Origin of the sequence: Pseudorhodoferax sp. (genome assembly GCF_047601025.1) — a bacterium.
In the GTDB taxonomy this organism is placed as follows: Bacteria; Pseudomonadota; Gammaproteobacteria; order Burkholderiales; family Burkholderiaceae_C; genus Pseudorhodoferax.
Genome location: NZ_JASGJZ010000001.1, coordinates 5,127,375 through 5,151,998, shown reverse-complemented (window position 1 = coordinate 5,151,998; position 24,624 = coordinate 5,127,375). Strand labels below are relative to the sequence as shown.

Here is a 24,624-nt window from a genome sequence, read left to right as displayed (position 1 = left end):
GCGCTAGGCGACCGAGCGCTTGGAAGAGATCCCGCCGTCGACGGTGATGATGGTGCCGCTGGTGTAGGCGGACCGGTCCGATGCCAGGTAGACGAACAGGTCGGCCACCTCCTGTACCGTGGCGGCGCGGCCCAGCGGGTAGCGGGCAAGCAGTTCGGAGGAGCGCTCGGCGCTGCCCAGCAGGCGTTCGGCATGGCTTTTGAGCACCTTGGCGATGCGCTCGGTGGCGACCGGCCCGGGGTTCACACCGACCACCCGGATGCCGTCTTCCAGGCTGCGGCCGCCCAAGGCGCAGGTGAAGGCCATCAGCGCCGCATTGCCGGTGCTGCCGGCGATGTAGTTGAAGTCGAAGTTCTGCCCGCCGTTGCCGATGTTGTTCAGGATCACGCCACCGCCTCGCGCTTTCATCAGCGGGTAGAAGGCGCGCGTGAGGTTGATGTAACCGAACACCTTCAGTTCCCAGCCCTGGCGCCAGGCGGCCTCGTCCACATCCCACAGCGTGCCGCCGGGAATGGCGCCGGCGTTGTTCACCAGCACGTCGACCTGGCCGCCGAACTCCACCACCCGCTGCGTGGCGCCGGGCTGCGCCATGTCCACGGCCAGCGTGCGGGCCTCGACACCGTGCGCGGCGCGCAGCTCGCGGGCCAGCGCCTCCAGCTTGTCTGTCGAGCGCGCCACCAGCAGCACATCGCAGCCCTCCTGCGCAAAAGCCTGCGCCAGCCCGGCCCCGATGCCTTGCGACGCGCCGGTGACCAGTACGCGCCGTCCCTTCAGTCCCATGTCCATGTGTCGCTCCTCGGTCGTTTGCCTGCCCGGATGGTCCGCTGCCTTTCGAATTCCATGGGATTGGCGCGCTCCATCTCGAGTGCGGTACTTTCGCAGTGGCCGCGCCAGTTCGCGTTCCGCATCTCCGTCAAGCCTGGGCGCTGCGGGCTTTGGCCAATTCCCAGCGCCTCATGAAGCGATACGCCGCCGCACTGCATTCCTCCCAATGCGACATGATGATTCCGTGTCGGCTGTCCGGGATGACGAGGTGCTCCACCTGCTTGATGAGCGTCGGCAGTTTCTGCGGATTGCGCGCATCGACGAAGGGGCTGCCGCCAATCATGTTCAACACCGGGCAGGTGATATTGGGCATGATCCCTTCGAGATTGACGTGCAATGCCGTCCCGAAGAGCGTCCATATGGCATCGGGGGGAAGGCTGCGGCGCACCGATCGGAGCCATTCGATGAAGTCCGGCTGCTGCCTGCGGAAATCATCGGTGAAGAAGCCCACGAGCGATTCCTCGCACCATGCGTCGAGGCCACCGCTTTGGGAGAGGACATCCCGCCAGCGCGAGACATTGTTGACCCAGTCGCCACGGTAGGGCGCCGAACAAGTCGTCAGCGTCGCGATTCGCTCCTGATGGGTCGCCGCGAGATAGAACCCGAGCATTCCGCCGAACGACGAGCCGACGTAGTGGACGGAATCGAGTCCGAGCATGTCCAGAACACCGAGGACATCCTTGGCTGACTGCTCGATCGTGAACTGGTCCACGCTGGCACCGGAGGAACTGCCATGTGCGCGAAGGTCGATGGCGACGACTGGGCGCGATTGCAGCGCACGAGGCCACCAATGGGCCCATGTGGACAGGTTGTCGCTGATGCCATGCTGGAAAACGACGGGCACGCCGCCTTTCTTCCAGGGTGGCGCGGGATTGATGTACTCGAAACCAATGCCGTCACTGGTATGGGATTTCACGTATTCCATTGGAAAATCCGTTTTCTGAGATCTGAGATGTGCTTCCGGTATGTTCCTGCGCATGCGGCCCAAAACGTGCGCCGGGCGGCACGCACACGGCGAGGCTTTGGGGAGCCGGGCCGCGTCAGGGGTTCATCTGCGCATACGTGGTATGGCCTTTCTGGGGCATCTTCACGCGAAGGATGCTTCCGCTTGCCGATTCCGTGATGTAGAGATGGTGGGGATCCTTGATGCCGAACGCCACGTTGGTGGTCATCAAGCCTTCGGGTGAAACGATGCGCAGCTTGGGCTCGCCTTTGGCATCCGTGAGCCACACGCTGCCGAATGCAGCATGCGCGATGACCAGTCCACCGTCCGCATCCAAGGCAAGCCCGTCGGGCCCCATGCCTCCGCTGGTCTGAACGAAAACGCCCACCTTCAAGGTCGACCCATCTTCCAGGATCGGGACGCGCCAGACGGCGTTCGCCCGCGTCACGGCCAGATACAGAAGATCCTCCGACAGGTTCATCACGAGTCCGTTGGGGCTCGGAATCCCTTCCAGCACGCACTCCAATGCGCCGGACTTGCGGATCCTGTACAGCCGCCCGGTGGGGTCCTGAAGGCCGGTCAGTCCCTGGTCCGTGAAATAGATGTCGCCGTTGGACGCAAAGATGAGGTCGTTCGGCCCTTTGAAGCGCTCCGTCGAACGCCGCGTGACGAACGGCTCGACTTTTCCGGTCTTCGGATCGAAGACCATGATGCCGTTCTTGACGTCGGTCACGAAGATCCGTCCATCCGGATGGGCCGCAAGTCCCGCCGGCTCGCCGTCGTACTGCACGGCCAGATCGAACTCCCCGTTCTGGTCGATCCTGAAGATGCGCCCGCCCGGAACATCGACGCAGTAGAAGTCTCCCTCCCTGGTGAAACAAGGTCCTTCCAGAAAAGCGCCCGTGAACCCCTTGAAATGCGTTTTCGCAAATGTGTCCTGGCCGCCCCGGTTGCGATAGCGATCCGGCAAGCGGGCGAAAACCTCGGCGGTTACCTTGGGTGGAGCATCAAACATTCTGTTGTCCTTTCTATTTCCACATTCATCGCTTGAATGTCATCGGCGATACAAGTCGCAAGAAGGGTCCGGTGGCGTCGATTCGGTTTTTTTGCTCTTCAGAACCATCCGGACGATCCATCTCGAAGTCGGCCATCTCTTCAGTGGGAGCAGGCTGCGAAAGCGTTTGCCAGGTGGTTGAATTCCATGGGTGAAGTCAGACCAGACGCAGCGGCTTTCCTGCCAGGTCTTTCATGGCGGCAATGGGAATCAGCGAAACCAGGCAGCCGCCAACGATCAGATAGGCGGGTACGAGTGCATTGCCCGTCAGTCCGACCAGGTAGGTCGCCAGGAAGGGCGTGCCGCCACCAAACACGATCGAGGCCAGGTTGTGCCCGATCGACAGTCCGCCGGAGCGGTTGCGCGTGGCGAAGATTTCCGCCACGGCGGCACCGCAGAAGCCGGTGAAGCAGCCGTGCATGAAGCCGAAGATCCCCATCGCGATAAAAGCCCCCGTGCCACCGCCCTGGATCATGTGGAACAAAGGTACCGTCGCGACCACGAACCCAAGGGCCGTGATCAGCATGCCGGGCTTGCGCCCGATCTTGTCGGACAGTATCGCCGCAGGCGGGATGACCAGAAAACCGACCAGGATCGCAGTCGCCGCGGCGAAATAGACGGTGCTGGCGTCGTAATGAAGAACCGAACGCAAATAGCTCGGGACGTAGATCAGGATCATGAAATAACCCAGGTGCAGCGGAATTCCCACGCCGGCGACCAGCAGCATGCTGCGCCAGCTGCGCGTGAAGACTTCCTTGACGGGGCTTTCCGCGACTTGGCCTGCCTGGTCGAGCTTCCTGAACTCTTCGGTTTCCTCGATCTGTAGGCGAATGTAGAGCCCGATCAGCCCGATCGGACCGGCAATGAGGAAGGGGACACGCCACACCCATGCATGGAGCGCATCGGTGGAGGTCAATGCGGTGAGCAGCATGGGCGTGGACAATCCCAGGAAGAAGCCGATCATGGCCGAGGCATGGATCCAACTGGCATAGAAGCCCCGCTTCGACATCGGTGCGGACTCGACGATGTAGGTAATGGCTCCGCCAACTTCGCCACCGGCGCAGAAGCCTTGCACCAGGCGCAGCAGCACCAGAAGAATCGGTGCAGCGACACCAAGGGATGCATAGGTCGGCAGCAGGCCGATGCAGAAAGTGGCCGCCGAGATCCCCAGCACCGCGATACTGAGGACATTGCGGCGGCCGATCTTGTCGCCCAGCGGGCCAAGGATCACGGCGCCGAGCGGACGCACGACGAATGCTGCGCCGAAAGTCGCGAATGAGAACAGCAGCGACGTGCCCGGATTGCCACTCGGGAAAAATAAAGTCCCCAGCACGGCCGCCATATAGCCATAGACGGCAAAGTCGTACCACTCCATCAGGTTTCCGATGGAAGACGCGACCAGCGCTCGCGGCGCTTCGCGCTCCGACCGGGAGGCCCTGGATTCCACTGCTCCAATTGCAGTATGCATGTTGTCTGTCTCCTTGTGTCTTTCTGATCATTCAAAGCTTCATGGTCAAAGCATGCTGACCGGTCGGCCTCGATGACTGATGGCCCAGCCAGCCCGCGCTTGCGCTTTGCCTGAACGCGCCGCGTGCGCGAAGTGCTGGCCAGCAATTCAAATCATGGGTACTCTGCAGTGAGCGGTGGCGCGTCTGGCGTCAAGAATGGGGCCATTTTTCTTTTCAGCAGCGCCAGATGCGTACCATGTGGTGCGAATAGAGCGGCAACGGGTTTCCGGTATCCGCCGGCCTCGCTGGAGGAGATCCTATTGCCGTGCGAAGCTCATGCGACGCTCTGACTTCTTCTGACCAATCGGCCCGGACGCGTCCCGGTGGGAACGCCATCCTTGTAGGTGATGCGGCCACTGACGATGGTGGCGACATAACCTTCGGATTTCTGCATGATGCGCCGCCCACCGCCGGGTAGGTCGTAAACAGGCTGCGGCGGATGGAGCTGGAGACGATCGAAATCGATGATATTGATGTCTGCCTTGTAACCCTCGGCGACCAACCCGCGGTCTGAAAGCCCGACGGCCAGTGCGTTGTTCCTGGACAGGCGCTGGATGGCCTGCTCCAGCGGCAGACGTTCTCCCTTGCGGTCGCGCACCCAGTGCGTCAGCACGGTGGTGGGGTAGCTGGAATCGCAGATCATGCCGTAATGTGCGCCGCCGTCGCCGAGCGCGATCAGCGTGTTTTCGTCCATCAGCATTTTCTGGATGGCATTGAAATTACCTTCCATGAAGTTGGACGAGGGGTTCATGATGGCGGCGTTCCCGTCGTCTTCGAGCAGCAGGTCGTACGCCAGCTCCGCTACGCTGACGCCTTTCCTCTTGGCTTGCACGTGCAGCAGATCCTCGGGAGAGGGCTCGTAGTTGGGCGGGTCGCCCAGCAGGAATGCATTGTCGTAACCCGATACGATATTGAGGAAGACCGGGTTCGAATGCACGGGTTTTTCCGAAAGGATGGCGGCACGCACTTCGGGCTTGCGCATTTCGGCCACGCGCTGGGCCAGCGGCAGGTCGTGGATGGCCAGGTAGCTCGGATGGAAGCGGAACGGGTGGAACGACAGCGTGAGCCCGAACAGCAAACCCACGGGGCGCGGAAAGATCTGCGCCTTGATGGGTAATCCCTGCGCCTGCACCTCTTTCGTCAGTTCCAGCATGTCTTCGTGCAGACGAATGTAGGGGGGCTTTTGCACCAGGGAATAGCTGACCGGCCGGCCGGAGGCCTGCGCAATGCTGCGCAGCAGATCCATCTGCGCGCGGGCATCGGAGCCGCCGTAGAAGCCGTCGGTGATCATCTGGAAAACGCCGGCGCCCGCGTCGCGCAGTCCGCGGGCCAGGGACAGCACCTCTTCGCTGGCGCTGCCGACCGAGGGCGCGAGTTCGCCTGCCACCGTACGGTGTCCCAGGTGGTGCGAGCTGCTGACGCCCACGGCGCCGGCTTGTATCGCCTCGCGGACGATTTCCCTCATCTGCCGCAGTTCCTGCTCCGTCGCCGGCTCGCGGTGCTCGCCGCGCTCGCCCATCACGTAGACGCGGATCGCACTGTGCGGGATTTGCGTCGCGAAATCGATGTCGTATTCACGCTGCGACAGCGAGTCCAGATATTCAGGAAAGGTTTCCCAGTTCCATGGCAGACCTTCGGTCATCACGATTTCAGGAACGTCTTCCACGCCCTCCATGACGCGCACCAGGGTGTCGCGCTGCTCCGGCTTGCACGGGGCGAAGCCAACACCGCAGTTCCCGGTGACTACGGTCGTCACGCCATGGTTGGAGGAGGGCTTGAGCGTGTTCTCCCAGGTGACCTGGCCGTCGTAGTGGGTATGGATGTCCACGAATCCCGGGGTGACCAGCTTGCCGGTGGCATCAATCTCCTCCGCGCCCTTTTCCGCGACCATGCCGATCTTGGCGATCTTTCCGTCGGCAATGGCGACGTCGGCCTTTCTCGGCGGCCCGCCGCTGCCGTCGACGAGGGTGCCGTTTCTGATGACGATGTCAAACACGTGGGCCATGGATGTCTCCTTTGGATTGAAAATCAATGATGAATGTCATCCTATTGATTTCTTTACGTGGATCTGGCTTCCGCGATGGAGATGAGGTTCTTCCACTTCAGGAAGTCCTTGGGTGCCGACGCCGCGAGTTGTGCAGCTGTTTCCCGGTATTCCGTTTCGAAGCCCTGGCTCTTGCAGAAGTCCTGGTAGGAGGGTTCGTGCGTGGCGGCGATGAAGCCCTTCTCCATTTTCTCGATGATGCTGGACGGTGTTCCCTTGGGCACCCAGGCAAAGAAGGGTGATTCGATGTCGTAGCCGTCGAATCCCGCTTCGCGAATGGCCGGAATGCGCGGGAAGTGAATGGACCGGTTCTTCCCGGTGACGGCGATGATCTTCAGCTTTCCACCGTGCACCAGGGGCAGCGCGCCTGCCACGCCCAGGAATCCGATGGTCACCACGCCGGTGGACACATCCAGCAGGCCTTGCGAGGCCGACTTGTACGGCACGTGCCGCATTTTGAGGTCGGCCATGGTATTGAGCAGTGCCCCGGCGATATGCGACAGCGTGCCGCTGCCTGCGGAGGAATAGCTCAGGCTGGTATTTCCGTTCCGCGCATCCTTGATGATGTCCTGCACCGTGAAGTAGGGGGAATCCGGGGAGACGACCATCAGCAGCGTGGAGGAGCCGAAACCCGCGACGGGGACGAAATCTTCCTGGGCCTTGTAGGGCATCTTTTCATAGATCCACGGCAGGGCGTAGTGGTTCGCGGTGGTCACCAGGAAGGTGTTGCCGTCCGGCAATGACTTGGCCACGAAGTCCGTGCCGATGATGCCGCCGGCACCGGGCTTGTTGTCCACCACGATGGGGATTTCGAGGCTTTTCTCCAGGGACCTTGCCATGTACCTGGCCATGGTGTCCCCGCCCGTGCCGGCAGAGCCAGGCACGACGAATTTCCTGGCGTTGGGGGCCTGGGCGTGCGCGTAGGGAATGGACGCGCTTCCCAGGCCCGTGAGAATCGTGCTGGCGCCGATGAATTGGCGACGGTTCATGTTTGTCTCCTGGTTGTCCGTGTGAATCAGTGGATGGCTGGGGCTCAATCCCACATCAGTCCGTTGTCCACGTTGAGGGATTGGCCGGTGATGCTGGAAGCGAGGTCGGATGCCAGGAACAGCACGGCATCGGCGATGTCGCGCGGCGTGGCGAAGCGGCCCAGCGCCGTGTCGTCGAGCATGGCCTTGAAGCCGGTGGGGTTGGCGCGCTCCAGTGCGTCGAGCAGCACCGTCCTCGTGGCGCCGGGGCAGACCGAATTGACGCGGATGCCGTGGCGCCCCAGTTCGTTGGCCGCGATGCGCGACATGACGATCGCCGCCGCCTTGGAGGCCGCATAGCTGGCGTTGGAAGTCGCCTTGGCGCCCTTGCCCGCGATCGACGCGATGTTGACGATCGCGCCTCCCTGCATTTCCTTCATGTGCCTGGCGAAGCCCTGCATGCAGAAGAACAGGCCCCGGGTGTTGATGCCCTGGATCCAGTCCCAGTCGGCGGGCGTCAGGTCGAGGATGGGAATCTTGCGGGTCACGCCGGCGTTGTTGACCAGCACGTCGATGCGGCCGTGGGCCGCGATCGCCTGCGCCGTCATGGCGGCGACGGAATCGAGGTCGCCGACGTCGCACCGGATGAAGCTGGCGTCGAGCCCACGGGCGCCGAGCCGGGCCGCCAGCGCTTCGCCCTGATCCGCGTTCACGTCGGTGAGCACGACCTTGGCGCCTGCTTCGGCCAATCGCTCGGCGATGGCGGCTCCGATGCCGGCTGCGGCGCCGGTGACCACCGCGGTCTTGTCGACCAACAACGTCATGCTCTGTCTCCTTGTGCTGCGTTCTACGGGCGCAAGGTTCTGGCCAATGGGGCAGGAGCAACAATGGGGTCGATCTCTCCATCCCGTACTCTGAAACAATCGACGCGCGAACGGCCGTGGGCGGAAGACCCGCCGGCCGGCGGACGGCGCACTGCGGCGCGCAGTCCGCTATGCTTTTTCGTTCAAAGCCAGGGAGCGCTGTCGGTCGTCCTCATCCTGAGACACCAGGGAGCCGAAACGCCATGTCTTCTTCTTCAACTGTCACCACGACGCTGGCGCGCGGACTGCAGGTGCTGCGCGCATTCCGCGCGACCCGCCTGCCGCTGACCAATGCCGAGCTGGTGCGGCGCACCGGCCTGTCGCGCTCCAGCGTGTCGCGCTTCACGAACACGCTGGTCAACCTGGGGTACCTGCGCCGGGCTTCAGGAGGGCCCGAGTTCGAACTGGCCTGGGGCGGTTTTGCCCTGGGCTATGCCTACGCCAAAACCAACCCGGTCACGCAGCTCGCGCATCCGCTCATGCAGCGCCTGGCCGACCGGCTCGACGTCACGGTCGCCCTCGCGGTGCCCGATCGGCTGGACATGCTGTACATCGGGTACTGCAGCAGCCAGCGGATCGCGACGCTGCGGCTGGATGTGGGCTCGCTGCTGCCGATGGGGCGGACTTCCGTCGGCAGGGCCTGGCTGGGAGCATCGCCGCTGCGGCAGCGCAAGCGCTATCTTGTCGAGATTCTCCAGGCCGCAGGACCCGAGGCGGAGGCCCTGAAGCAGCGCATCGAAGCCGCGTTCGACGATCTGCGGGCCACGGGCGTGTGCATGGTCGTCAACGAGTACCAGCGCAACACCTATGGCATTGCGTTGCCGGTTCGCGTCGGACGTTCACGCGTGCTGATGGCCTTGAGCTGTGGCGCCGCCGACCCGGCGCCGGACGTCGCCGCCATTCGCAGCCGCGTCGTGCCCGAGCTCAAGAGCGCGGCCCAGGAACTGAAGGCCTTGCTGCGCCGCGTCGATGCCGAGCCGTGACGCCGGGTCCGGCCGCGGCCGCGCTCACCGTGCGGCGACCGGTGGGAACGCCGCACCGCAGCGGCGCAGCGCCTCGTGCGCCTGGCGTTCCAGCTCGGCGCGATGCGCGGGCGCGGCGACGTCGATCATGCGCTGCACGCGGCGCGACAGCGGCTGGCCGCGCAGGTCGGCCACGCCGTGTTCGGTGACGACCAGGCCGGCGTCGCAGCGCGGCGTGCTCACGGGGCCCGACAGTTGCGCGACGATGCGCGTCGCACCCCTGGCGGTGGCCGGCAAGGCCACGATGGGCAGGCCGCCCTTGCTGCGCGCGGCGCCGCGCAGGAAGTCCACCGAGCCACCCACGCCGCCGACGTACATGCCACCGGCGACTTCGGTATTGACCTGGCCGGTCAGGTCCACCTCGATGGCGCCGTTGATGGCGACCAACTGGTGCAGGCTGGCGAGCACCTCAGGATCGTGGGTGTATTCGGTGCCGCGCAGTTCCAGGGCGGGGTTGTGGTGCGCCCAGCGCCGCAGGCGCTCGGTGCCCATCAGGATGCCGGCCACGTTCACGCCCTCGTCCCGCCCCTTGCGCGTATTGGTCAGCACGCCGGCTTCGGCCAGCGGCACCACGCCGTCGCCCGCCGCTCCGCTGTGCAGGCCCAGGTGGCGCCGGTCGTGCAGCAGTGCCAGCACGGCCTCGGGCACCTTGCCGATGCCCACCTGCAGGGTCGCGCCGTCCTGGATCCGGGCGGCGATGTGGCCGGCGATGGCCTGTTCGGCGGCGCCGGGGTCGGCGCGCTCGGCATCGAGCGGCGGGTGCTCGGCATCGATGAGCAGGTCGAAGTCGCCGGCACCCAGGTGCACGCCGCCATGCGTCCAGGGGATGGCCGGGTTGACCTCGCCGATCACCACGCGCGCCACGTCGAGCACGGCGGGAAGGTATTCCTGGATCAGCCCCAGGCTGTAGCGGCCCTGTGCGTCGGGCGGCGAGACCTGGACCAGCGCCACGTCGGCGGACAAGGTGCCGGCGCGCAGCAGGCCCGGCACCTGCGAGTAGTGGCCGGGGTAGATGTCGAACACGCCCGCGGCCGCCAGCTTGCGGTGCGTGCCGCCGGCGATGCAGCCGCCGAAGTCGAACACGTCGGCCTGTTCGGGCCGCAGCGTGTCCGAGCCGCCGTAGCTGGCGAAGATCCGCAGCCGACCGCCCTGCGCGAGCGCGTGCCGGTGCTGCGCCAGGGCGCGCGTGAGGGTCAGCGGCTCGGCCATGGCCTGGCCCCACCAGAGGGTGTCGCCAGGCCGCAGCAGGGCTTGCAGCCGCGTCGCCAGTTCATGGTCTGTCATCGCTGTCCCGGCCTTGGCGGATCAGCGGCCGTATCCGGCAGCGATCAGCCGGTAGACCACGTCGATGGCTTCCTTGCCGGGCGAGACGGTGAAGTCGCCCGAGATCTCACCGGCCAGGGACACGACGGACGTCATCACGACGCCGGCCGCCTCGAAGCGGCGCAATGCCGCCTCTTCGGAACGGGTGCTCAGCCCGCCGCAGGCATCGACGACGAGGTACACCCGGTAGCCGTTGGCGATGCCGGACAGGGCCAGCCACTGCACCACGATTTCAGTGGCGATGCCGCTGACGATCAGCGTCTTGCGGCCGGTGGCCTCGACGGCCTTGCGGAATTCCTCGTTCTCGAAGGAGTCGGGCCGGGTCCTGCGGATCTGCCGCAGCTTGCTGCGTGCGCCGGTGATCTCCGGGGCGATGGTGGGATTGGTGTCCTCGCCCTTGGGAATGCACAGCGCGATGGTGGGCATGTCGTAGATCTCTGCGAGCTGCGCCAGCGCTCCCGCGGACCGCTTGAGGCTTTGTTCCGGGACCGTGAGCGGCATGTTGGTGATGCCGTTCTGGATGTCGCCGAACACCATGATGGCCTCGTCGGCCCGGAGTTTCGAGGGCATGGGATGCTCCTTGGTTGGATGGATGGCAGGTGGATAGAGAAGTGGGGAAGGCCTGAGCGGGGAGGGGTGCCGGCACCGTCGCGTTCATTTCTTCTTGCGCAGCATGACCTTCGTGGCCAGCTGCATGAACCGGCCCGAGCCGCTGAGCTTCAGCACCGCCTGCTCGCGCGAAGAAGCGAGCAGGCGGTGCAGCGGCGAGGCCTGGCTGCGCTGCTGGCTCTCGTTGCCGAACTCGGGGTTGAGCGGGCATTGCGCGGGCAGATTCAGCATGGTGCGGTGCAGGCAGTGGTTGTCGCGGTTGCAGACCACGATCTCGCCGGCCAGGCCGTCGCGCACCTTGCGCGGCCAGTTCGGGTCGGCCAGCAGCGGCCGGCCCAGGATGACCATGTCGCCATGGCCATCCGCGATGGCCCGGGTGGCCTGGGCGGGATCGTGCAGGCCCTGCAGCAGCACGGGCACCGGCAGGGACTGCTTGAACACCCGCGCCGCGCCGCTGTCGACCATGCCGCCATCGTGGGCCGAGAAGATGCGGTCCAGGCGCTCGGAACAGCCATCGAGCAGCGCCACGTAGTCGGCGCCTGCGTCCACGACCAGCCGGGCGATGCGCGCGAACTCCGCCGGGCTCTGGCCGCCGTCGACCGGCTCGTCGCAGCTGATCCGCAGGCCGATGGGGAAGTCCGGGCCGGCCTGCGCGCGGATGCCGCGCACGAGATCGGTCACGATGCGCGCCCGGTTCTCGGGCGTGCCGCCGTACTCGTCCGTGCGCCAGTTGCTCCACGGCGAAAGAAAGGACGCGAGGAAATAGCTGCCGTGCGCGGGGATCTCCACGCCGTCCCAGCCTGCGCGCTGCGCCCGCAGGGCTGCGGCGATGCAGGACTGGCCGAGTTCGCGGATCTCCTCGGCGCTCGCCTCCTGGGGCTGCGGCAGGCTCAGCCCTCCCGGCACGACCAGCCCCTTGGGCAGCGCATCCTGGGGGATCACGATGTTCCTGGGGCTGGCCGAGATCAGCGGCCGCGGACTCTTGGGCGAGCCCATGCGGCCAAAGGCCGTCGTGAGCTGCGCGATGATCGGCACGCCATGCGCGTGCACGGCATCGGCGACGGCCTTGAGCCGGGGCACGTGCGCCTCGATGTCGAAGCGCAGCATGGGGCTGCCGTATTCGTCGGCGCAGCGCTGGGAGGCGCAGCCGGAGGCGATGATCATGCCGACGCCGCCCTGGGCCCGCGCCGCCAGGAAGGCGATGGTCTGGTCGCTGGCCCGGCCGTCGGCCTCGGGGCACAGCACGGCCATGGGCGCCAGCACCAGGCGGTTCCTGAGCGTGAGGCGGTTGATGGTGATCGGCGCGAACAGCGGGCCGGGGGTGTTTTCGACGTCGTCCATGGCTAAGTCTCGTGGGGCAAGAGGCACGTGCCTGGCTCTGCGGCCATTGGGTCACCTTCCGGCATCCAGTGGCCGGCGTCAATAGCCGACGGTGAAGCGCTTGCGGCTGTGGGCGGGCCGCTCCAGCTCGTCGATCATCGCCAGCGCGAAGTCCTGCACCGAGATCCGGCTTTCTCCGGCTTCGTCGACCAGCAGCTGGTCGGTGCCGAGGCGGAACTTGCCGGTGCGCTCGCCGGGCTCGATCACGGCGCCGGGGCACAGCATGGTCCAATCCAGCACGGTTTCCGTGCGCAGCAGCTTCAGCGCTTCGCGCGGGCCTTCCGCCGGGCCGCGGTACTCCTCGGGGAAGTTGGGGGCGTCGAGCAGTTCCAGGCCGGGCGCCACCTCCAGCGAACCGCCGCCGCCCACGACGAGCAGGCGCTTCACATTGGCGTCGCGTGCCGCCTGGAGGATGGCGCGGAAGCCCTGCATGTAGTGCTCGCCCACGTCGTTGGCACCCTGGCCGCGCAGCGAGACGAGCACGGCGTCGTAGCCGCGCAGCTGCGCAGCCAGGTCCTTGGCGTCGTACACGTCGCACCGTCGCGCGGTCAGCTGGGGATGGGCGGCCAGGCGCTCGGGGTTGCGGACCAGGCCGGTGACGCGGTGGCCGCGCGCCAGGGCTTCGGCCAGCAGGGCGGAACCGATGAAGCCGCTGGCTCCGATGATGGCGATGTTCATGAGAATCTCCTTAGGGATGGACGGGGGAGGTCATGGCGCGGAAGGGCTGCGCCGGACTTCAGCGCGGAGCCGGCCGGCCGCGCAGCAACTGCTGCAGCTGCGCGTTGTGCTGTCCGACGTCTGGGGCGGGTTCCAGAGGCGCAGGGCGCAGGCGGTCGAAGGACAGGGGCATGCCCACCAGGTCGATCTCCTCCTCGCAGGTCTTGCCCAGGATGCCCAGGGCCTTGGTCTGCGCGTGCTCGTACAGCTCTGCCGTGGTCTGCACCGAGGCGCAGGGCAGGCCGAAGCCGTCGAAGTGCTTTTGCCAGTGGGCGCGCGTGTGCTGCTGCATGACCTGGCCGATCAGCGCATCGATCTCCTTGCGGTTCTCCAGGCGCGCCGCATTGGTGGCGAACTTGGGATCGGCGGCCCATTCGGGATGACCCAGGGCCTCGGCCAGGCGGGCGAACAGCCGGTCGTTGGCGGCGCTGATGATGGCGTAGCCGTCGGCCGCCTCGTAGGCGCGGTGCGGCACGATGAAGGCCACGCCCGAGCCGTGGCGTCCGCCGGGCTCGCCGTCGGCGGCGTAGTTGGCGATGCCGATGGACATCCAGGCGATGGCCGTCTCCAGCAGCGAGCTGTTGACGGTGGCGCCGATCTTCCTGCGCTCGCGGCGCAGCAGCGCCGAGACGACGCCGATCACGGCCCACATGCCGGTGCCAAAGTCCACGATGGACACGCCGGCGCGCACGGGGGCCTGGCCGTCCTCGCCGGTGAGCATCATGATGCCGGAGAAGGCCTGCATCAGCGGGTCGTAGCCCGGCAGCTGGTTCAGCGGGCCGACGTGGCCGTAGGCGCCGACCTCGCAGACCACCAGCGCGGGCTTGCGCGCGCGCAGGCTTTCCGGATCGAGCCGGTACTGGCCGCAGCTGCCCGGGCGCAGGTTGTGCAGGAAGACATCGGCGTGGCGCTCGATCAGGTCGTGCAGCGTGGCCAGCTGCACCGGATCCTTGATGTCCAGGCAGATCGAGCGCTTGCCGCGGTTGAGCGCGTGGAAGGCCGCGCCGCTGCCCCTCCACTGGCTGGGGCCCCAGCTGCGCGAGGAGTCGCCGCCGGCGCGCTCGACCTTCCAGACCTCGGCACCCAGGCCGGCGAGCACGTGGCCGGCGAAGGGGGCCGAGGCGCTGTCGCCCAGCTCCACCACCGTGATGCCGGCCAGCGGCAGCGACGAGTGCGGATCGGCATTCTGCATTGAGGTTCTCCTTGCGTTTGATGTCGAAAATGGCCAAAGCGCTTGTGGGACGCGCGCTGGCAGCGATCGTTTCAGGACTTCGACAGGGTGTTCCCGGCACTCATTCGGGCTGGATGTTCAGGCTCTTGAACAAGTCTTGCCACAGCGCCGTCTCTTCCTGGATATCCTTGGTGAAGGACGTGGGCGATGCCGGGGTGACGAAGGACGCGGCGAGCGATGTCTCCACCTGCTTGCGGAAGGCTGCGTCCGCGAAGATGGTTTCCACGTCCTGGTAGATGCGGCCCGTCACCGCGGCCGGCGTTTCCTTGGGCATGAAGACGCCGTGCCACAGCTGGGGCAGGTAGCCGGTGTAGCCCGCGGCTTCCTGCAGGGTCGGAACGTCGGGCAGGGTGGGATAGCGCGTCGCATTGACCGCGCCCAGCGCGACGAGGGCGCCCGTGTCCATGTGGCCCTTGAGCGAGGCCGGGGTGTTCACGACGAACTGCGCATCGCCGCGCAGCACGGCCATGTTCATCGCTGGCACGCTGTTGAAGTTCACGGCCTCGTAGCGGATTCCCAACTGCTTGTTGAGGATGGCGAACGACAGGTTGAAGATCGAGGTCGGCCCGGTGCCGGCCAGGAATACGCCCTTGTCCGTCGTCTTGCTGAGGGCGATGAGTTCGCGCAGCGTCGTGGCTTTCCTGGCGGTTTCCTCGTTGGTGGCGATCAGGAGCTGGTAGTGCAGCACCTTGCGCACGGCGATCAGGTCTGTCAGCGGGTCGAAGCGCAGCCCCTTCTGGGTGTACTTGGGCAGGATGGAGCTTTGCGTGCCCAGCAGCAGCGTGTGGCCATCGGTGGCGCGCACCACGTATTCGGTGCCCACCACGCCGCCCGCGCCGGGTTTGTTCTCGACGATGACGGGCTGCTTCCAGAGCGCCTCCAGCTTGGGCGCCATCATGCGGGCCAGCGTGTCGCCCGTGGAGCCGGGCGCGATGGCCAGCACGATGCGCACCGGCTTGTTCGGCCAGTCCTGCGCGAGGGCGTGGCCCGCCGCGAGCAGGCCGGTCAGGCCCAGTGCCGCGGAGGCGATACCCGCCCGCAGGCACTGGCGGCGGGAGGAGGGCGGAGTGCGAGCGGATGCGTTCATTGATATCTCCTGTTGACGATGTTCATCGAGGCAGCACACCTGCCGCAGCCTGTTTTGCCAGTTCGGAATCGGCCCGGCCCTGGTGCACCAGCATCACGGCGACGGCGCCGACGATGCCCGCCAGCCCGATGGCCATGAAGTTCTGCTCCAGCGGCAGCTGCAGCGACACCAGCCAGCCGATCAGCATCGGCGCCAGCACCGCGCCGATGCGCCCGAAGCCGGCGGCGAAGCCCACGCCGGTCGAGCGGATCGCGGCGGGGTAGAAGTCGCTCGCGTAGGCGATGGCGAGCAGGGTCGTGCCCAGCGTCGATGCGCCGACGACCAGTACGGCGACGAACAGCAGCGCGGTGGCCTTGGTGTAGGCCAGCGCCGTCAGCGACACCGCGCCCAGCACGTAGAAGCCGACCAGCACGTACTTGATGTTGAGCTTGTCGCCGAGCCAGCCGCCCACCGCCGCGCCCAGGATGGAGCCCACGTTGAAGACGATCAGGAAGTTCAGCGCCGAGCCCAGGCTGTAGCCCGCCATGGCCATCAGCTTGGTGAGCCAGGCGTTGAGCGCATAGACCATGAACATGCCGGTGATGAAGGCCAGCCAGATCATCACCGTGCTCCAGCCGCGCCCCTCCCGGAACAGGCTGCCGACCGGTGCATTCTGCTTCCCGCCATCGGCCGGGCCGACGGCGATCTCGGCGCCGTCGCCGATGTGCTGCTGCGGCGCGATGCGGCGCAGGATCGCCAGCAGGTCCTGCCTGCGGCCCTGCCGGGCCAGGAAGGCCATCGACTCGGGCATGCCCTTCAGGATGAAGGGCAGGAGCAGCACTGGCAGGCCCGCCGCGTAGAACACCGACGGCCAGCCGTAGGCCTGGATGAACTGCTTGGCCAGCAGGGCCACCAGGATGCCGCCGATCGAGAAGCCCGCGAACACCATGCTCACCAGGCGCGTGCGCAGCCTGAGCGGGAAGAACTCGCCCATCTGCGCCGCCATGATCGGCATGACGCCGCCGATGCCCAGCCCGGCGACGAAGCGCAGGACGCTGAAGGACACGGGATCGCGTGTCAGCCCCGCCGCCGCGGTGAAGATGCTGAACAGCGCGATGCACATGACCGTCACCTTCGTGCGGCCGACGCGGTCGGCCAGCGTGCCGAGGAAGACCGCGCCGAACATCGAGCCGATCAGGGCCGAGCCGGCCATGATCCCCGCCTTGGCGGGGTCGATCTGCATGTCGTCCATGATGGCGGGCAGTGCCGCACCCACGACGGCGAGGTCGTAGCCGTCGAAGATCACGATCAGCGCGCACCAGAACAGGATCAGGCCGTGGAAGCGGTTGAACTCCGCTTCGTTGGCCACCTTTTCGATGGAGATGGGCTGCATGTTGCTGTCCCCCAGTGCCGAAGCCGTCCGGGACTCAGGGCGCGGCGACGAACCTGCCGTCCTTGACGGTGAGGACGATGGCGCCGTAGGCCGGGATGCGATCCTTGTGGTTCCACAGCCCGGAGCCGACGACGATGGGCACGTCGCGCAACTTGTGGAAGCCCTCGCGCACGGCCTCGCGCGTGGGGTCGGGGCCGGCGGCCTGGAGGGCGGCCAGCCCGACCTGGGCGAGCGAGTAGGCCGATGCGGCCCAGTTGTCCGGCTCCACGCCCCAGCGCGCCTTGAAGCCGGCCTCGAACGCCTTGTTCATCGGGCGGTCCATGCCGGCGACGTAGTCCGACACGGCGATGGCGCCTTCGGCACCCGCGCCCGCCATGCTCAGGAACTTCTGCGTCACCATGGCGATGGTGCCGATGTAGCGCACCTTCTCGGGCATGCCCGCCTGGCGCAGCTGCACGATGATGTTGGCCGCCTGCTCGCCGTAGGTGGAGATGTACACCGCATCCACGTCCAGGGCCTTGAGCTTGGTCGCCAGGGGCAGGAAGTTGGCGTCGCTGCCGACGACGGCCTCTTCGGCCACGACGGTGCCGCCGCCGGCCTTGAAGGGATCGCGGAAGAAGTTCTTGTACTCGATCAGCCCCTCGTTCGTGCGGTCGTACACGAAGGCCACCTTGCGGATGGAGGTCTTCTCCAGCGCGTACCGGGCCGACAGCGGGGCGATGGCCGAGGGCGCCTGCTGGAACTTCATCATCCACGGGCCGGGCTTGAGGACGGCATCGGAGGTGGCGAAGCTCAGGCTGGGCGTCTTCTTGTCGTTGAACACCGGGGCTACGGCCACGCCGTCGGTGGTGGTGGAAGGGCCCAGCACCAGCAGCGCGCGGTCGCGGTCGATGGCCTGGCTGACGAGGTGGATCGCCTGGCCCTTGTCGCTGCCGCTGTCGCGCTCGACGAGGTTGATCTTGCGGCCATGGATGCCGCCCCTGGCGTTGGCCTCCTCGACCGCCAGGCGGATGCCCCTCTGGTAGCCCACACCCGCGAAGGCCACCGGGCCGGTCGAGGACTGGATCGATACCACGGGGAGGTCCTGCGCCTGGGCCAGCGCGGCCGCGCCGGCGGCCAGTGCGCCCGCCGCGAGGACGTGCGCGAAGCTACGAAAGGTCTGCATGTGCTTGTCTCTTGTCTGTGGTCGTTGCATGTGCCGTCACGCGTTGTCAGGCGGCGAGGTTGAGCATCACGGTCTTGAGTTCGGTGAACTCTTCCACCGTCGACCAGCCGCCTTCGCGGCCGATGCCGGAACGCTTGACACCGCCCGCCGGCGAGTTCGGCATCACCGTGTAGCCGTTGATGCCGACCGAGCCGGTGTGCATCTCCCGTGCGACGCGGAAGGCGCGCGACAGGTCGGTGGTGTAGATGCCGCCGGAGAGCCCGTATTCGCTGTCGTTGGCGATGGCGACGGCCTCCTCCTCGGTGTCGAAGGCGATCACACTCAGCACCGGGCCGAAGATCTCCTCGCGGGCGATGCGCATCCGGTTGTCCACGTCGACGAACAGCGTCGGGTTGACCCAGTTGCCGCGGGCCAGGTCGCCGCCCGGGCGGTCGCCGCCGAACACCAGGCGCGCGCCTTGTTCCCTGCCGCTTGCGATGTAGCCGCACACGCGCTCGACCTGGCGCTTGGAAATGATCGGCGCGGACGTCGTCGCCGGGTCGAACGGGTCGCCAAAGCGCACCTCCTTGACCTGCTCCTGCGCGTGGTGCACGAACTCGTCGAGGATGGATCGGTGCACCAGTGCGCGCGTGGGCGTGGAGCAGACCTGGCCGGAGAGGAAGGTCGAGCACAGGCCCATGAGGTTGCGCGCGGCGGTGCGCACGTCGCGCGTGTCGGGGAACACCAGCGCCGCGCTCTTGCCGCCCAGCTCCAGCGACAGGCGCTTCATGTTGCGCCCGCCGGTGGAGTAGATCTTCTCGCCCACCACGGGGCTGCCGGTGAACGAGACCTTGTCCACGCCCGGGTGCGTGGACAGCGCCTCGCCGGTGACCGGCCCGCCGGTGACCAGGTTGAACACGCCGGGCGGCAGGTCGGACTCGGCCAGGATGTCGGCCAGCTTGAGCGCCGCCAGGCTCGCCAGCTCCGAGGGCTTGAGCACCACGGTGTTGCCGCAGGCCAGCGCCGGCGCCACCTTCATCGCGAACGTCATCACCGGGCCGTTCCAGGGCGTGATGGCGGCGACGACGCCCACCGGGTCGCGGAACGTCATGAAGTGCATGTCGTTCGCGTCGGTGTAGTGCGGGAAGGTCTCGCCGGTGATCTTGTCGATCCAGCCGGCATAGTGGTCGAACATGTCGCCGGCGACCTTGGCGGACACGCGGCCGCCGCGGCTGAACGTGATCGGCATGCCGTTGTCCAGCGTTTGCAGGTAGGCGATTTCTTCTTCGGCCGCGTAGATGCGCTCGACCACGGGCTGCAGCAGGCGCTTGCGTTCGCGCGCGCCCATCTTGCGCCAGGGGCCCTTGTCGAAGGCGCGGCGCGCCGCCGCGACGGCGGCGTCGACGCCGCTGACGCCGGCTTCGGCCAGCTGGGTCACGACCTCGTTGGTCGCGGGGTGGATCTGGTCGAAGCGCGATTCGCCGCCGTCGCGCCAAGCGCCGTCGATGAACAGGCGACCCGGCTTGACGCCGAAGCGGTCGCGGATGGGCAGGACACTGAATGACATGGGAGGTCTCCTGGAGGTGGTGTGGTCTTCAGCGGGGCGTGGCGATCGCGTCCGCGAGCTTTTCCGCGGCCATGACGACCGGCAGGTTCAGGTTGGCACGGGGCACGGTGGGAAAGATGGAGGCGTCGACGACGCGCAGCCCTTGGACGCCGTGCACGCGGGCGTCGGGCGCGGTGACGGCCGTGGCATCGGTGGAGGCGCCCATGCGGCAGCTCGACGACGCATGCCAGCCGCCGATGACCGCCTCGCGGATGAAGGCGCGCAGCAGGGCCGGGTCGTCCATCACCGCCCGCAGGTCGTACTTGCCGATCACGTACTTGCGCATGAGCCAGCGCCGCAGCGGGGCCGGGCCGTCCAGCAGCCGCGCCGCCAGCGCGGTGTAGGCGCGGTTGCGCGCGGTCATCGCGCCCACCTGGCGCACCTTCTCGCCCCATACGGCGGGAAAGGGATGGCTGGCCGCGGCGCGCATGTCGGCATGCTCGTGCAGGCTGGCCAGGCGGCGGAAGCCATCCATCAGCCGCTCCATGTCGCGCTCGTCCGACAGCAGGCGGAAGTCCACGCGCGGCGGCACGCGCCAGTCGGCCGATTGCAGCGCGACCGCGCCGGTCTGCGAGAAGGTCTTGTTGACGATGAGCAGCAGCGAGCCGATCTGCGCCCCCACGTCGTGCCAGGCGGTGCGCGTGGCGGCGAAGCAGTTCATGTCGCCCGGCGCGCCGGCGATGCCCGAGGTGTAGCGCCAGCCCATGACGATGTGCCGGCGCGTGCAGTCGTTGACGCGCGCCTCGGGCGCGAGGAAGGACGCCAGAGCGATCATCGGGTGGTCCATCAGGCCCTGGCCCACGCCCGGCACGTCGGCCACGACGGGAATGTCCAGCTTGCGTGCCGCATCGGCCGGGCCGACGCCGGAGCGCAGCAAGATCGCGGGCGAGTGGATGGCCCCGCCCGACAGGATCACCTCGCCGGCGTGAAAGCGCGTCGGCACGCCGTCGGCCAGCGCCTCCACGCCGGTGCAGCGCGTCCCCTCGAACAGCAGGCGGCAGACCTCGGTGCCCGTGCGGATGTCGAGGTTGGGCCGCTGGCGCGTGACCGGGTCGAGGTAGGCCGTCGAGGCGGAGACGCGCCGCTCGTAGGCGTTGTTCATCGTCGTCGGGTAGTAGCCGTCGTCGAAGGCGCCGTTCTGGTCGGGCAGGTAGGGCAGGCCGCTGGCTTCGAGCGCGCGGGCCAGGGCCCGGGCCTGGCCGGGCCACAGGTCGGGGAAGATGCGGCGGATGGGCAGCCGGCCTTCGTTGCCGTGGTACGGGCCGCCGAAGTCCATGTCGCGCTCGAGCTTGCGGAAGTACGGCAGCACCTCCTGCCAGCCCCAGCCGGCGGCGCCGCGCGCGGCCCATTCGTCGTAGTCCAGCGGCGAGCCGCGGTTGGCCAGCTGGCCGTTGATGCTGGAGCCGCCGCCCATCACGCGGGCCTGCTCGTAGGGGCGCAGCCGTGGCGCGGGGCCGGAGGCGTCGGTCGTGACCTTGAGCTGGCGCCAGGTATAGGCCGGGTCGATGTATGCGGCGCCCGGGTAGGAGTCGAGCAGGGCCTCGGGGATCCGGCCGTGCGGCATGTCCGGCCCGGCCTCGAGCACCAGCACGCGGCAATCGGGCAGGGCCGAGAGCCGGTGGGCGAGCACGCTGCCCGCCGAGCCGGCGCCGACGATGATGTAGTCGTACCGCATGGACGCTTGGTTCAGCCCGCCATGTAGCCGCCATCGACGACGAACGAGCCGCCGGTGGCATAGGCCGCCCGGTCCGACAGCAGCCAGACCGCCATCTCCGCGATGTTCTGCGGCTCGGCGAGCGCGTTGAACGGAATGCGCGAGAGGATGGCCGCGCCGCTGCGCGCGAACGCGTCCTTCAGCAGGTCCGTGTTGGTATAGCCGGGACAGACCGCATTCACGCGTACCGCGGGCGCGTACTCGATGGCGGCCGTCTTCGTCAGGCCGATGACGCCGTGCTTGGCGGCGGCGTATCCGGCCGTGCTCCTGAATCCGGTCAGTCCGGCCAGCGAGGCCGTGTTCACGATCGCGCCGGCGCCTTGCGCGGCCATCTGCCTGAGTTCGGCGCGCATGCACAGCCAGACCGCCTTCAGGTTCACGGCGACGACCTGGTCGAACGCTGCCTCGTCCCAGTCCGCGACGCGCCGGCCGCCCTGGCCGGCCTGGCCGCCGCTCAGCCCCGCGTTGTTGAAGGCGCCGTCCAGGCGGCCCCACTGCTCGACGGCCGAGGCCACCAGCGCGTCGGCCGCGGCGGCCTGGGTGAGATCGCCGCCGAAGGCCCGTGCTTCACCGCCCGCCGCGCGGACCTGTGCCACCGTTTCGTTCGCGCCCTGCAGCGACAGGTCGGCGACCAGGACGCGCGCACCTTCCTGCGCGGCCAGCAGGGACGCCGCCCGGCCGATGCCGCCCGCGCCACCCGTGATGGCAATCACTTTCCCGGTCAGCATTCCCATGCTTCTGTCTCCTCGTCGTGAACATCGTTGCCGGCTGGATGCTCCGGGCCTGGCTGCCGCAGTCTAGGTTTGGCCGGGCTGCCGGGCCATTGGCGAATTTCGAAGGGAGCTTTGATGGGCGCCGAAACGCGGAAGGCGCGGTCGGGCGGTGGCCTATGATCGAAGGCCAACGAACCGTGCCATGCCCTTCAACCGTCTGCATCTCATCCGGCGATGTGATCTGTTCACGCTGCGCCTGTTCCTATCGGCGGTGGAAGAGAAGCAGATCAGCCGCGCGGCCGTCCGGGAGCACATCGCCATTTCCACGGCGACCAAGCGCATCCAGGATCTGGAGGAGATCGCGGGCGCCCGGCTGCTGGAGCGCACGTCGAGAGGGGTGGTGCCCAGCCCCGCGGGCGAGGTGCTGGCGCGCTACGTGCGCCAGCTGTTTTCCAGCCTGAACGAACTGCGCGACGAGATCAACGCCTTCACGGACGGCGTGCGCGGCGAGGTCAAGGTGGCGGCGGGGCGCTCGATCATCATTCCCTTCCTGGCGCGGGAACTGGCCGAGTACGCGCGCGACTATCCGCACGTCGAGGTGATCGTGCACGAACTGGAGAGCGCCCAGGCCGTGCAGGCCGTGGTGCAGGGCGAGGCGGACCTGGGGATCTTCGAGAGAACGCCTGAGCTCGACCTGAGCGGTGCGGACGTCGTGCCCTACCGGGAGGATCGCCTGGTCGTTCTCGTGCACCGGGACCATGCCCTGGCCGAGCGGGGCCAGGTCACGATCGAGGAGCTGCTGTCGCAGGAAACCCTCATCGTCTCCGGGCCGATGCTCGAGGAATTCCGCATGCACGTGCGCAGGGTGGGGCAGGAGTTCAAGCCCACGTCCCAGGTCAAGAGCGCCGGCGTGGCGATCAGCCTGGCCCAGGCGGGCTTCGGCGTCACGATCCAGCCCGAGGGCCTGCTGCGCGTCGCCATGTTCGACGAAGTGGCGGTCGTGCAACTGGCCGAGCCATGGGCCGTTCGCTCGGTGTGCGTGGCCACCCTGCGCGGCAGGCCGCCCAGCGCGGCCGCGAGCGCCTTGCTCGACGTCATGCTGGCCACGCCCGGCGCGGCGCAATTGCAGCCGCACATCCGCCAGTCGCTGGGCTGACCAGCCGCGCATGAAAGACCGGCCTGCTTGCCGGCCGGCGCGGAGCCGGGCCGACGGCCGATGGCATGCCGCTGCACGGCCTGCGAACGACGGCCCGTGCGCCGACGGAAGGACTCATCTCGCGGCAATCGGCAGCCGCGCGCGCAGCAGCCAGTGGACCGCGCCCGTCGAGATGGCGAGCGCCAGCAGCGATGCGCGCACGCCAGCCAGGTCCGCCAGGGCCCCGAACACCGCGGCGCCCATGGCGCTGCCGGCCATGACCGCCATCAGGAAGATGGCCATGCCGCGCGCCCGCAGGCGATCCGCCAGCACGAGCTGGGCCCGGACGGTCAGCGTGTTCCCGACGAGCAGCCAGGTGCCGCCGGCCACGAACAGGGCCGGTGCCGTGGACCAGGCGCTGGGGGACACGGCGGCGACGAGGACGGCCCCCGCGAGAACGAAGGGGCCCCTGGTGACCATCACCTGCAGCGGGGTGCGTGCGCGCAGGCCGTGCAGCGCGAACGCGGCAAACACCGCTCCCAGCCCAAGGCAGGCGAACAGCGTCGAGTACAAGGTCGCGTCGGTGGAGCCGAGGAGCTTCGCCAGGGGAGCCAGCAGGCCCATCAGGCCGGCCAGGGCCGTGAACAGCAGCCATACGCGCACCATGGCGGCCCGCAAGGCCTTGTTCCGGTACGCATAGCGCAAGCCGGATCGCATGGCCCGCAGCAGCGGGGTGCGTCGGCGCGGCATGGGCTGGGCGTGCTGCGGGCGCCAGCATGCCAGGACGATGGAGGAGGTGACCCAGAGCGCGGCGGCGAGCGTGAACACGCCGGCGCCGCCCCAGGCGGCCAGCAGCACGCCTGCCATCAGCGGGCCCGCCACGCGCGAGGCGTTCATGGCCACCGCATTGAGGGCCATGGCCTGGGCCAGGTCGGCCGGCGGCACGGCTCTCGGCACCAGCGCCGCGGCGACCGGCCAGCGCATGGCGAAACCCATGCCGCCGCAGAACACCAGCGCCAGCAGGGTGCCGGGGGTGAGCGCCTGGAAGAACGCCGCCGATGCCAGGGTGACGGCGGTCAGCATCATCCAGAACTGGCTCAGCAGCAGTGCGCGCCGCTTGTCCACGAAGTCGGCGAGCGCGCCGGCCGGCAGCGCCAGCAGAAAGGCCGGCAGGGCGGATGCTGTCTGCACCAGCGCGACCAGCGTCTTGCTGGAGGTCAGCGTGGTCATGAGCCAGGCCGCCGCGACGTCGGTCATCCACATGCAGATGCAGCCCAGCAGCCACGCGGACCACAGCATGGCGAAGCCGGAGTGGCGCAATGGGGCCAGCGCCGCGGGCATCGCCGCGCCGGGCGCCTCGGCCATG

21 protein-coding genes are annotated in these 24,624 nt (G+C 67.7%); 2 read left to right on the top strand and 19 right to left on the bottom strand.

Annotation, left to right across the window (positions count from 1 at the left end; all coding sequences use genetic code 11):
• Positions 1-3: 3 nt before the first annotated feature.
• The 7 genes from QM782_RS23765 to QM782_RS23735 all read right to left on the bottom strand — a co-directional run bounded on the left by QM782_RS23765 (position 4) and on the right by QM782_RS23735 (position 8,166).
• Positions 4-786: an SDR family oxidoreductase gene (locus QM782_RS23765; RefSeq protein WP_415205334.1), complete on the bottom strand. Its 783-nt coding sequence runs from the start codon at positions 784-786 to the stop codon at positions 4-6.
• Between the two features lie 127 nt (positions 787-913).
• A complete protein-coding gene (locus QM782_RS23760) occupies positions 914-1,750 on the bottom strand; it encodes an alpha/beta fold hydrolase (RefSeq protein WP_415205333.1) in 837 nt (278 codons plus the stop codon).
• A gap of 115 nt (positions 1,751-1,865) precedes the next feature.
• On the bottom strand, positions 1,866-2,783 hold the full coding sequence (locus tag QM782_RS23755; protein ID WP_415205332.1) for an SMP-30/gluconolactonase/LRE family protein: 918 nt from the start codon (positions 2,781-2,783) through the stop codon (positions 1,866-1,868).
• A 196-nt stretch (positions 2,784-2,979) separates the two neighbouring features.
• Positions 2,980-4,290 (bottom strand): MFS transporter, encoded by a 1,311-nt coding sequence (locus tag QM782_RS23750; RefSeq protein ID WP_415205331.1) that lies wholly within the window; start codon positions 4,288-4,290, stop codon positions 2,980-2,982.
• 314 nt (positions 4,291-4,604) lie between these two features.
• Positions 4,605-6,335, bottom strand: coding sequence for an N-acyl-D-amino-acid deacylase family protein (locus QM782_RS23745; RefSeq protein WP_415205330.1), 1,731 nt, complete (start codon positions 6,333-6,335; stop codon positions 4,605-4,607).
• Positions 6,336-6,388: 53 nt separating this feature from the next.
• Positions 6,389-7,363 (bottom strand): tripartite tricarboxylate transporter substrate binding protein, encoded by a 975-nt coding sequence (locus tag QM782_RS23740; protein ID WP_415205329.1) that lies wholly within the window; start codon positions 7,361-7,363, stop codon positions 6,389-6,391.
• 44 nt (positions 7,364-7,407) lie between these two features.
• Complete coding sequence (locus QM782_RS23735) at positions 7,408-8,166, bottom strand: SDR family NAD(P)-dependent oxidoreductase (RefSeq protein WP_415205328.1); 759 nt, start codon at positions 8,164-8,166, stop codon at positions 7,408-7,410.
• A gap of 242 nt (positions 8,167-8,408) precedes the next feature.
• On the opposite strand from QM782_RS23735, the gene QM782_RS23730 reads away from it, so the two are divergent.
• Positions 8,409-9,188 (top strand): IclR family transcriptional regulator, encoded by a 780-nt coding sequence (locus QM782_RS23730; RefSeq protein ID WP_415205327.1) that lies wholly within the window; start codon positions 8,409-8,411, stop codon positions 9,186-9,188.
• Positions 9,189-9,212: 24 nt separating this feature from the next.
• Here the strand turns inward: QM782_RS23730 and QM782_RS23725 are convergent, their stop codons facing one another.
• From QM782_RS23725 to QM782_RS23675, 11 genes are all read right to left on the bottom strand, one after another.
• Positions 9,213-10,511, bottom strand: coding sequence for an acetyl-CoA hydrolase/transferase family protein (locus tag QM782_RS23725; protein WP_415205326.1), 1,299 nt, complete (start codon positions 10,509-10,511; stop codon positions 9,213-9,215).
• 21 nt (positions 10,512-10,532) lie between these two features.
• Positions 10,533-11,120: an isochorismatase family protein gene (locus QM782_RS23720; RefSeq protein WP_415205325.1), complete on the bottom strand. Its 588-nt coding sequence runs from the start codon at positions 11,118-11,120 to the stop codon at positions 10,533-10,535.
• An 84-nt stretch (positions 11,121-11,204) separates the two neighbouring features.
• A complete protein-coding gene (locus tag QM782_RS23715) occupies positions 11,205-12,500 on the bottom strand; it encodes an NADH:flavin oxidoreductase (RefSeq protein WP_415205324.1) in 1,296 nt (431 codons plus the stop codon).
• 78 nt (positions 12,501-12,578) lie between these two features.
• The gene (locus QM782_RS23710) at positions 12,579-13,217 is read right to left on the bottom strand and encodes an NAD(P)-dependent oxidoreductase (RefSeq protein ID WP_415205323.1); all 639 of its coding nucleotides are present in this window, start codon (positions 13,215-13,217) and stop codon (positions 12,579-12,581) included.
• Positions 13,218-13,275: 58 nt separating this feature from the next.
• The gene (locus tag QM782_RS23705; protein ID WP_415205322.1) at positions 13,276-14,448 is read right to left on the bottom strand and encodes a CaiB/BaiF CoA transferase family protein; all 1,173 of its coding nucleotides are present in this window, start codon (positions 14,446-14,448) and stop codon (positions 13,276-13,278) included.
• 100 nt (positions 14,449-14,548) lie between these two features.
• Entirely contained in the window at positions 14,549-15,574 is a 1,026-nt protein-coding gene (locus QM782_RS23700; protein WP_415205321.1) for a Bug family tripartite tricarboxylate transporter substrate binding protein, read from the bottom strand.
• Between the two features lie 22 nt (positions 15,575-15,596).
• On the bottom strand, positions 15,597-16,946 hold the full coding sequence (locus QM782_RS23695; RefSeq protein ID WP_415205320.1) for an MFS transporter: 1,350 nt from the start codon (positions 16,944-16,946) through the stop codon (positions 15,597-15,599).
• A 34-nt stretch (positions 16,947-16,980) separates the two neighbouring features.
• Positions 16,981-18,111 carry an ABC transporter substrate-binding protein gene (locus QM782_RS23690; RefSeq protein ID WP_415205319.1) on the bottom strand — a complete coding sequence of 377 codons (1,131 nt, stop codon included), beginning with the start codon at positions 18,109-18,111 and terminating at the stop codon, positions 16,981-16,983.
• Between the two features lie 46 nt (positions 18,112-18,157).
• Positions 18,158-19,657 carry an aldehyde dehydrogenase family protein gene (locus QM782_RS23685; RefSeq protein WP_415205318.1) on the bottom strand — a complete coding sequence of 500 codons (1,500 nt, stop codon included), beginning with the start codon at positions 19,655-19,657 and terminating at the stop codon, positions 18,158-18,160.
• A gap of 28 nt (positions 19,658-19,685) precedes the next feature.
• Positions 19,686-21,371: a GMC family oxidoreductase gene (locus QM782_RS23680; RefSeq protein WP_415205317.1), complete on the bottom strand. Its 1,686-nt coding sequence runs from the start codon at positions 21,369-21,371 to the stop codon at positions 19,686-19,688.
• Positions 21,372-21,382: 11 nt separating this feature from the next.
• On the bottom strand, positions 21,383-22,138 hold the full coding sequence (locus QM782_RS23675) for an SDR family oxidoreductase (protein WP_415205316.1): 756 nt from the start codon (positions 22,136-22,138) through the stop codon (positions 21,383-21,385).
• A 187-nt stretch (positions 22,139-22,325) separates the two neighbouring features.
• Between QM782_RS23675 and QM782_RS23670 the strand changes: the two genes are divergently transcribed.
• The gene (locus QM782_RS23670) at positions 22,326-23,279 is read left to right on the top strand and encodes a LysR family transcriptional regulator (protein ID WP_415205315.1); all 954 of its coding nucleotides are present in this window, start codon (positions 22,326-22,328) and stop codon (positions 23,277-23,279) included.
• 114 nt (positions 23,280-23,393) lie between these two features.
• Here the strand turns inward: QM782_RS23670 and QM782_RS23665 are convergent, their stop codons facing one another.
• Entirely contained in the window at positions 23,394-24,623 is a 1,230-nt protein-coding gene (locus QM782_RS23665) for an MFS transporter (protein WP_415205314.1), read from the bottom strand.
• Position 24,624: the final 1 nt, after the last annotated feature.

Coding starts and splice junctions, on each gene's coding strand:
- QM782_RS23765 (WP_415205334.1), bottom strand. CDS start 786: ATGGACATGGGACTGAAGGGACGGCGCGTACTGGTCACCGGCGCGTCG.
- QM782_RS23760 (WP_415205333.1), bottom strand. CDS start 1,750: ATGGAATACGTGAAATCCCATACCAGTGACGGCATTGGTTTCGAGTAC.
- QM782_RS23755 (WP_415205332.1), bottom strand. CDS start 2,783: ATGTTTGATGCTCCACCCAAGGTAACCGCCGAGGTTTTCGCCCGCTTG.
- QM782_RS23750 (WP_415205331.1), bottom strand. CDS start 4,290: ATGCATACTGCAATTGGAGCAGTGGAATCCAGGGCCTCCCGGTCGGAG.
- QM782_RS23745 (WP_415205330.1), bottom strand. CDS start 6,335: ATGGCCCACGTGTTTGACATCGTCATCAGAAACGGCACCCTCGTCGAC.
- QM782_RS23740 (WP_415205329.1), bottom strand. CDS start 7,363: ATGAACCGTCGCCAATTCATCGGCGCCAGCACGATTCTCACGGGCCTG.
- QM782_RS23735 (WP_415205328.1), bottom strand. CDS start 8,166: ATGACGTTGTTGGTCGACAAGACCGCGGTGGTCACCGGCGCCGCAGCC.
- QM782_RS23730 (WP_415205327.1), top strand. CDS start 8,409: ATGTCTTCTTCTTCAACTGTCACCACGACGCTGGCGCGCGGACTGCAG.
- QM782_RS23725 (WP_415205326.1), bottom strand. CDS start 10,511: ATGACAGACCATGAACTGGCGACGCGGCTGCAAGCCCTGCTGCGGCCT.
- QM782_RS23720 (WP_415205325.1), bottom strand. CDS start 11,120: ATGCCCTCGAAACTCCGGGCCGACGAGGCCATCATGGTGTTCGGCGAC.
- QM782_RS23715 (WP_415205324.1), bottom strand. CDS start 12,500: ATGGACGACGTCGAAAACACCCCCGGCCCGCTGTTCGCGCCGATCACC.
- QM782_RS23710 (WP_415205323.1), bottom strand. CDS start 13,217: ATGAACATCGCCATCATCGGAGCCAGCGGCTTCATCGGTTCCGCCCTG.
- QM782_RS23705 (WP_415205322.1), bottom strand. CDS start 14,448: ATGCAGAATGCCGATCCGCACTCGTCGCTGCCGCTGGCCGGCATCACG.
- QM782_RS23700 (WP_415205321.1), bottom strand. CDS start 15,574: ATGAACGCATCCGCTCGCACTCCGCCCTCCTCCCGCCGCCAGTGCCTG.
- QM782_RS23695 (WP_415205320.1), bottom strand. CDS start 16,946: ATGCAGCCCATCTCCATCGAAAAGGTGGCCAACGAAGCGGAGTTCAAC.
- QM782_RS23690 (WP_415205319.1), bottom strand. CDS start 18,111: ATGCAGACCTTTCGTAGCTTCGCGCACGTCCTCGCGGCGGGCGCACTG.
- QM782_RS23685 (WP_415205318.1), bottom strand. CDS start 19,657: ATGTCATTCAGTGTCCTGCCCATCCGCGACCGCTTCGGCGTCAAGCCG.
- QM782_RS23680 (WP_415205317.1), bottom strand. CDS start 21,371: ATGCGGTACGACTACATCATCGTCGGCGCCGGCTCGGCGGGCAGCGTG.
- QM782_RS23675 (WP_415205316.1), bottom strand. CDS start 22,138: ATGCTGACCGGGAAAGTGATTGCCATCACGGGTGGCGCGGGCGGCATC.
- QM782_RS23670 (WP_415205315.1), top strand. CDS start 22,326: ATGCCCTTCAACCGTCTGCATCTCATCCGGCGATGTGATCTGTTCACG.
- QM782_RS23665 (WP_415205314.1), bottom strand. CDS start 24,623: ATGGCCGAGGCGCCCGGCGCGGCGATGCCCGCGGCGCTGGCCCCATTG.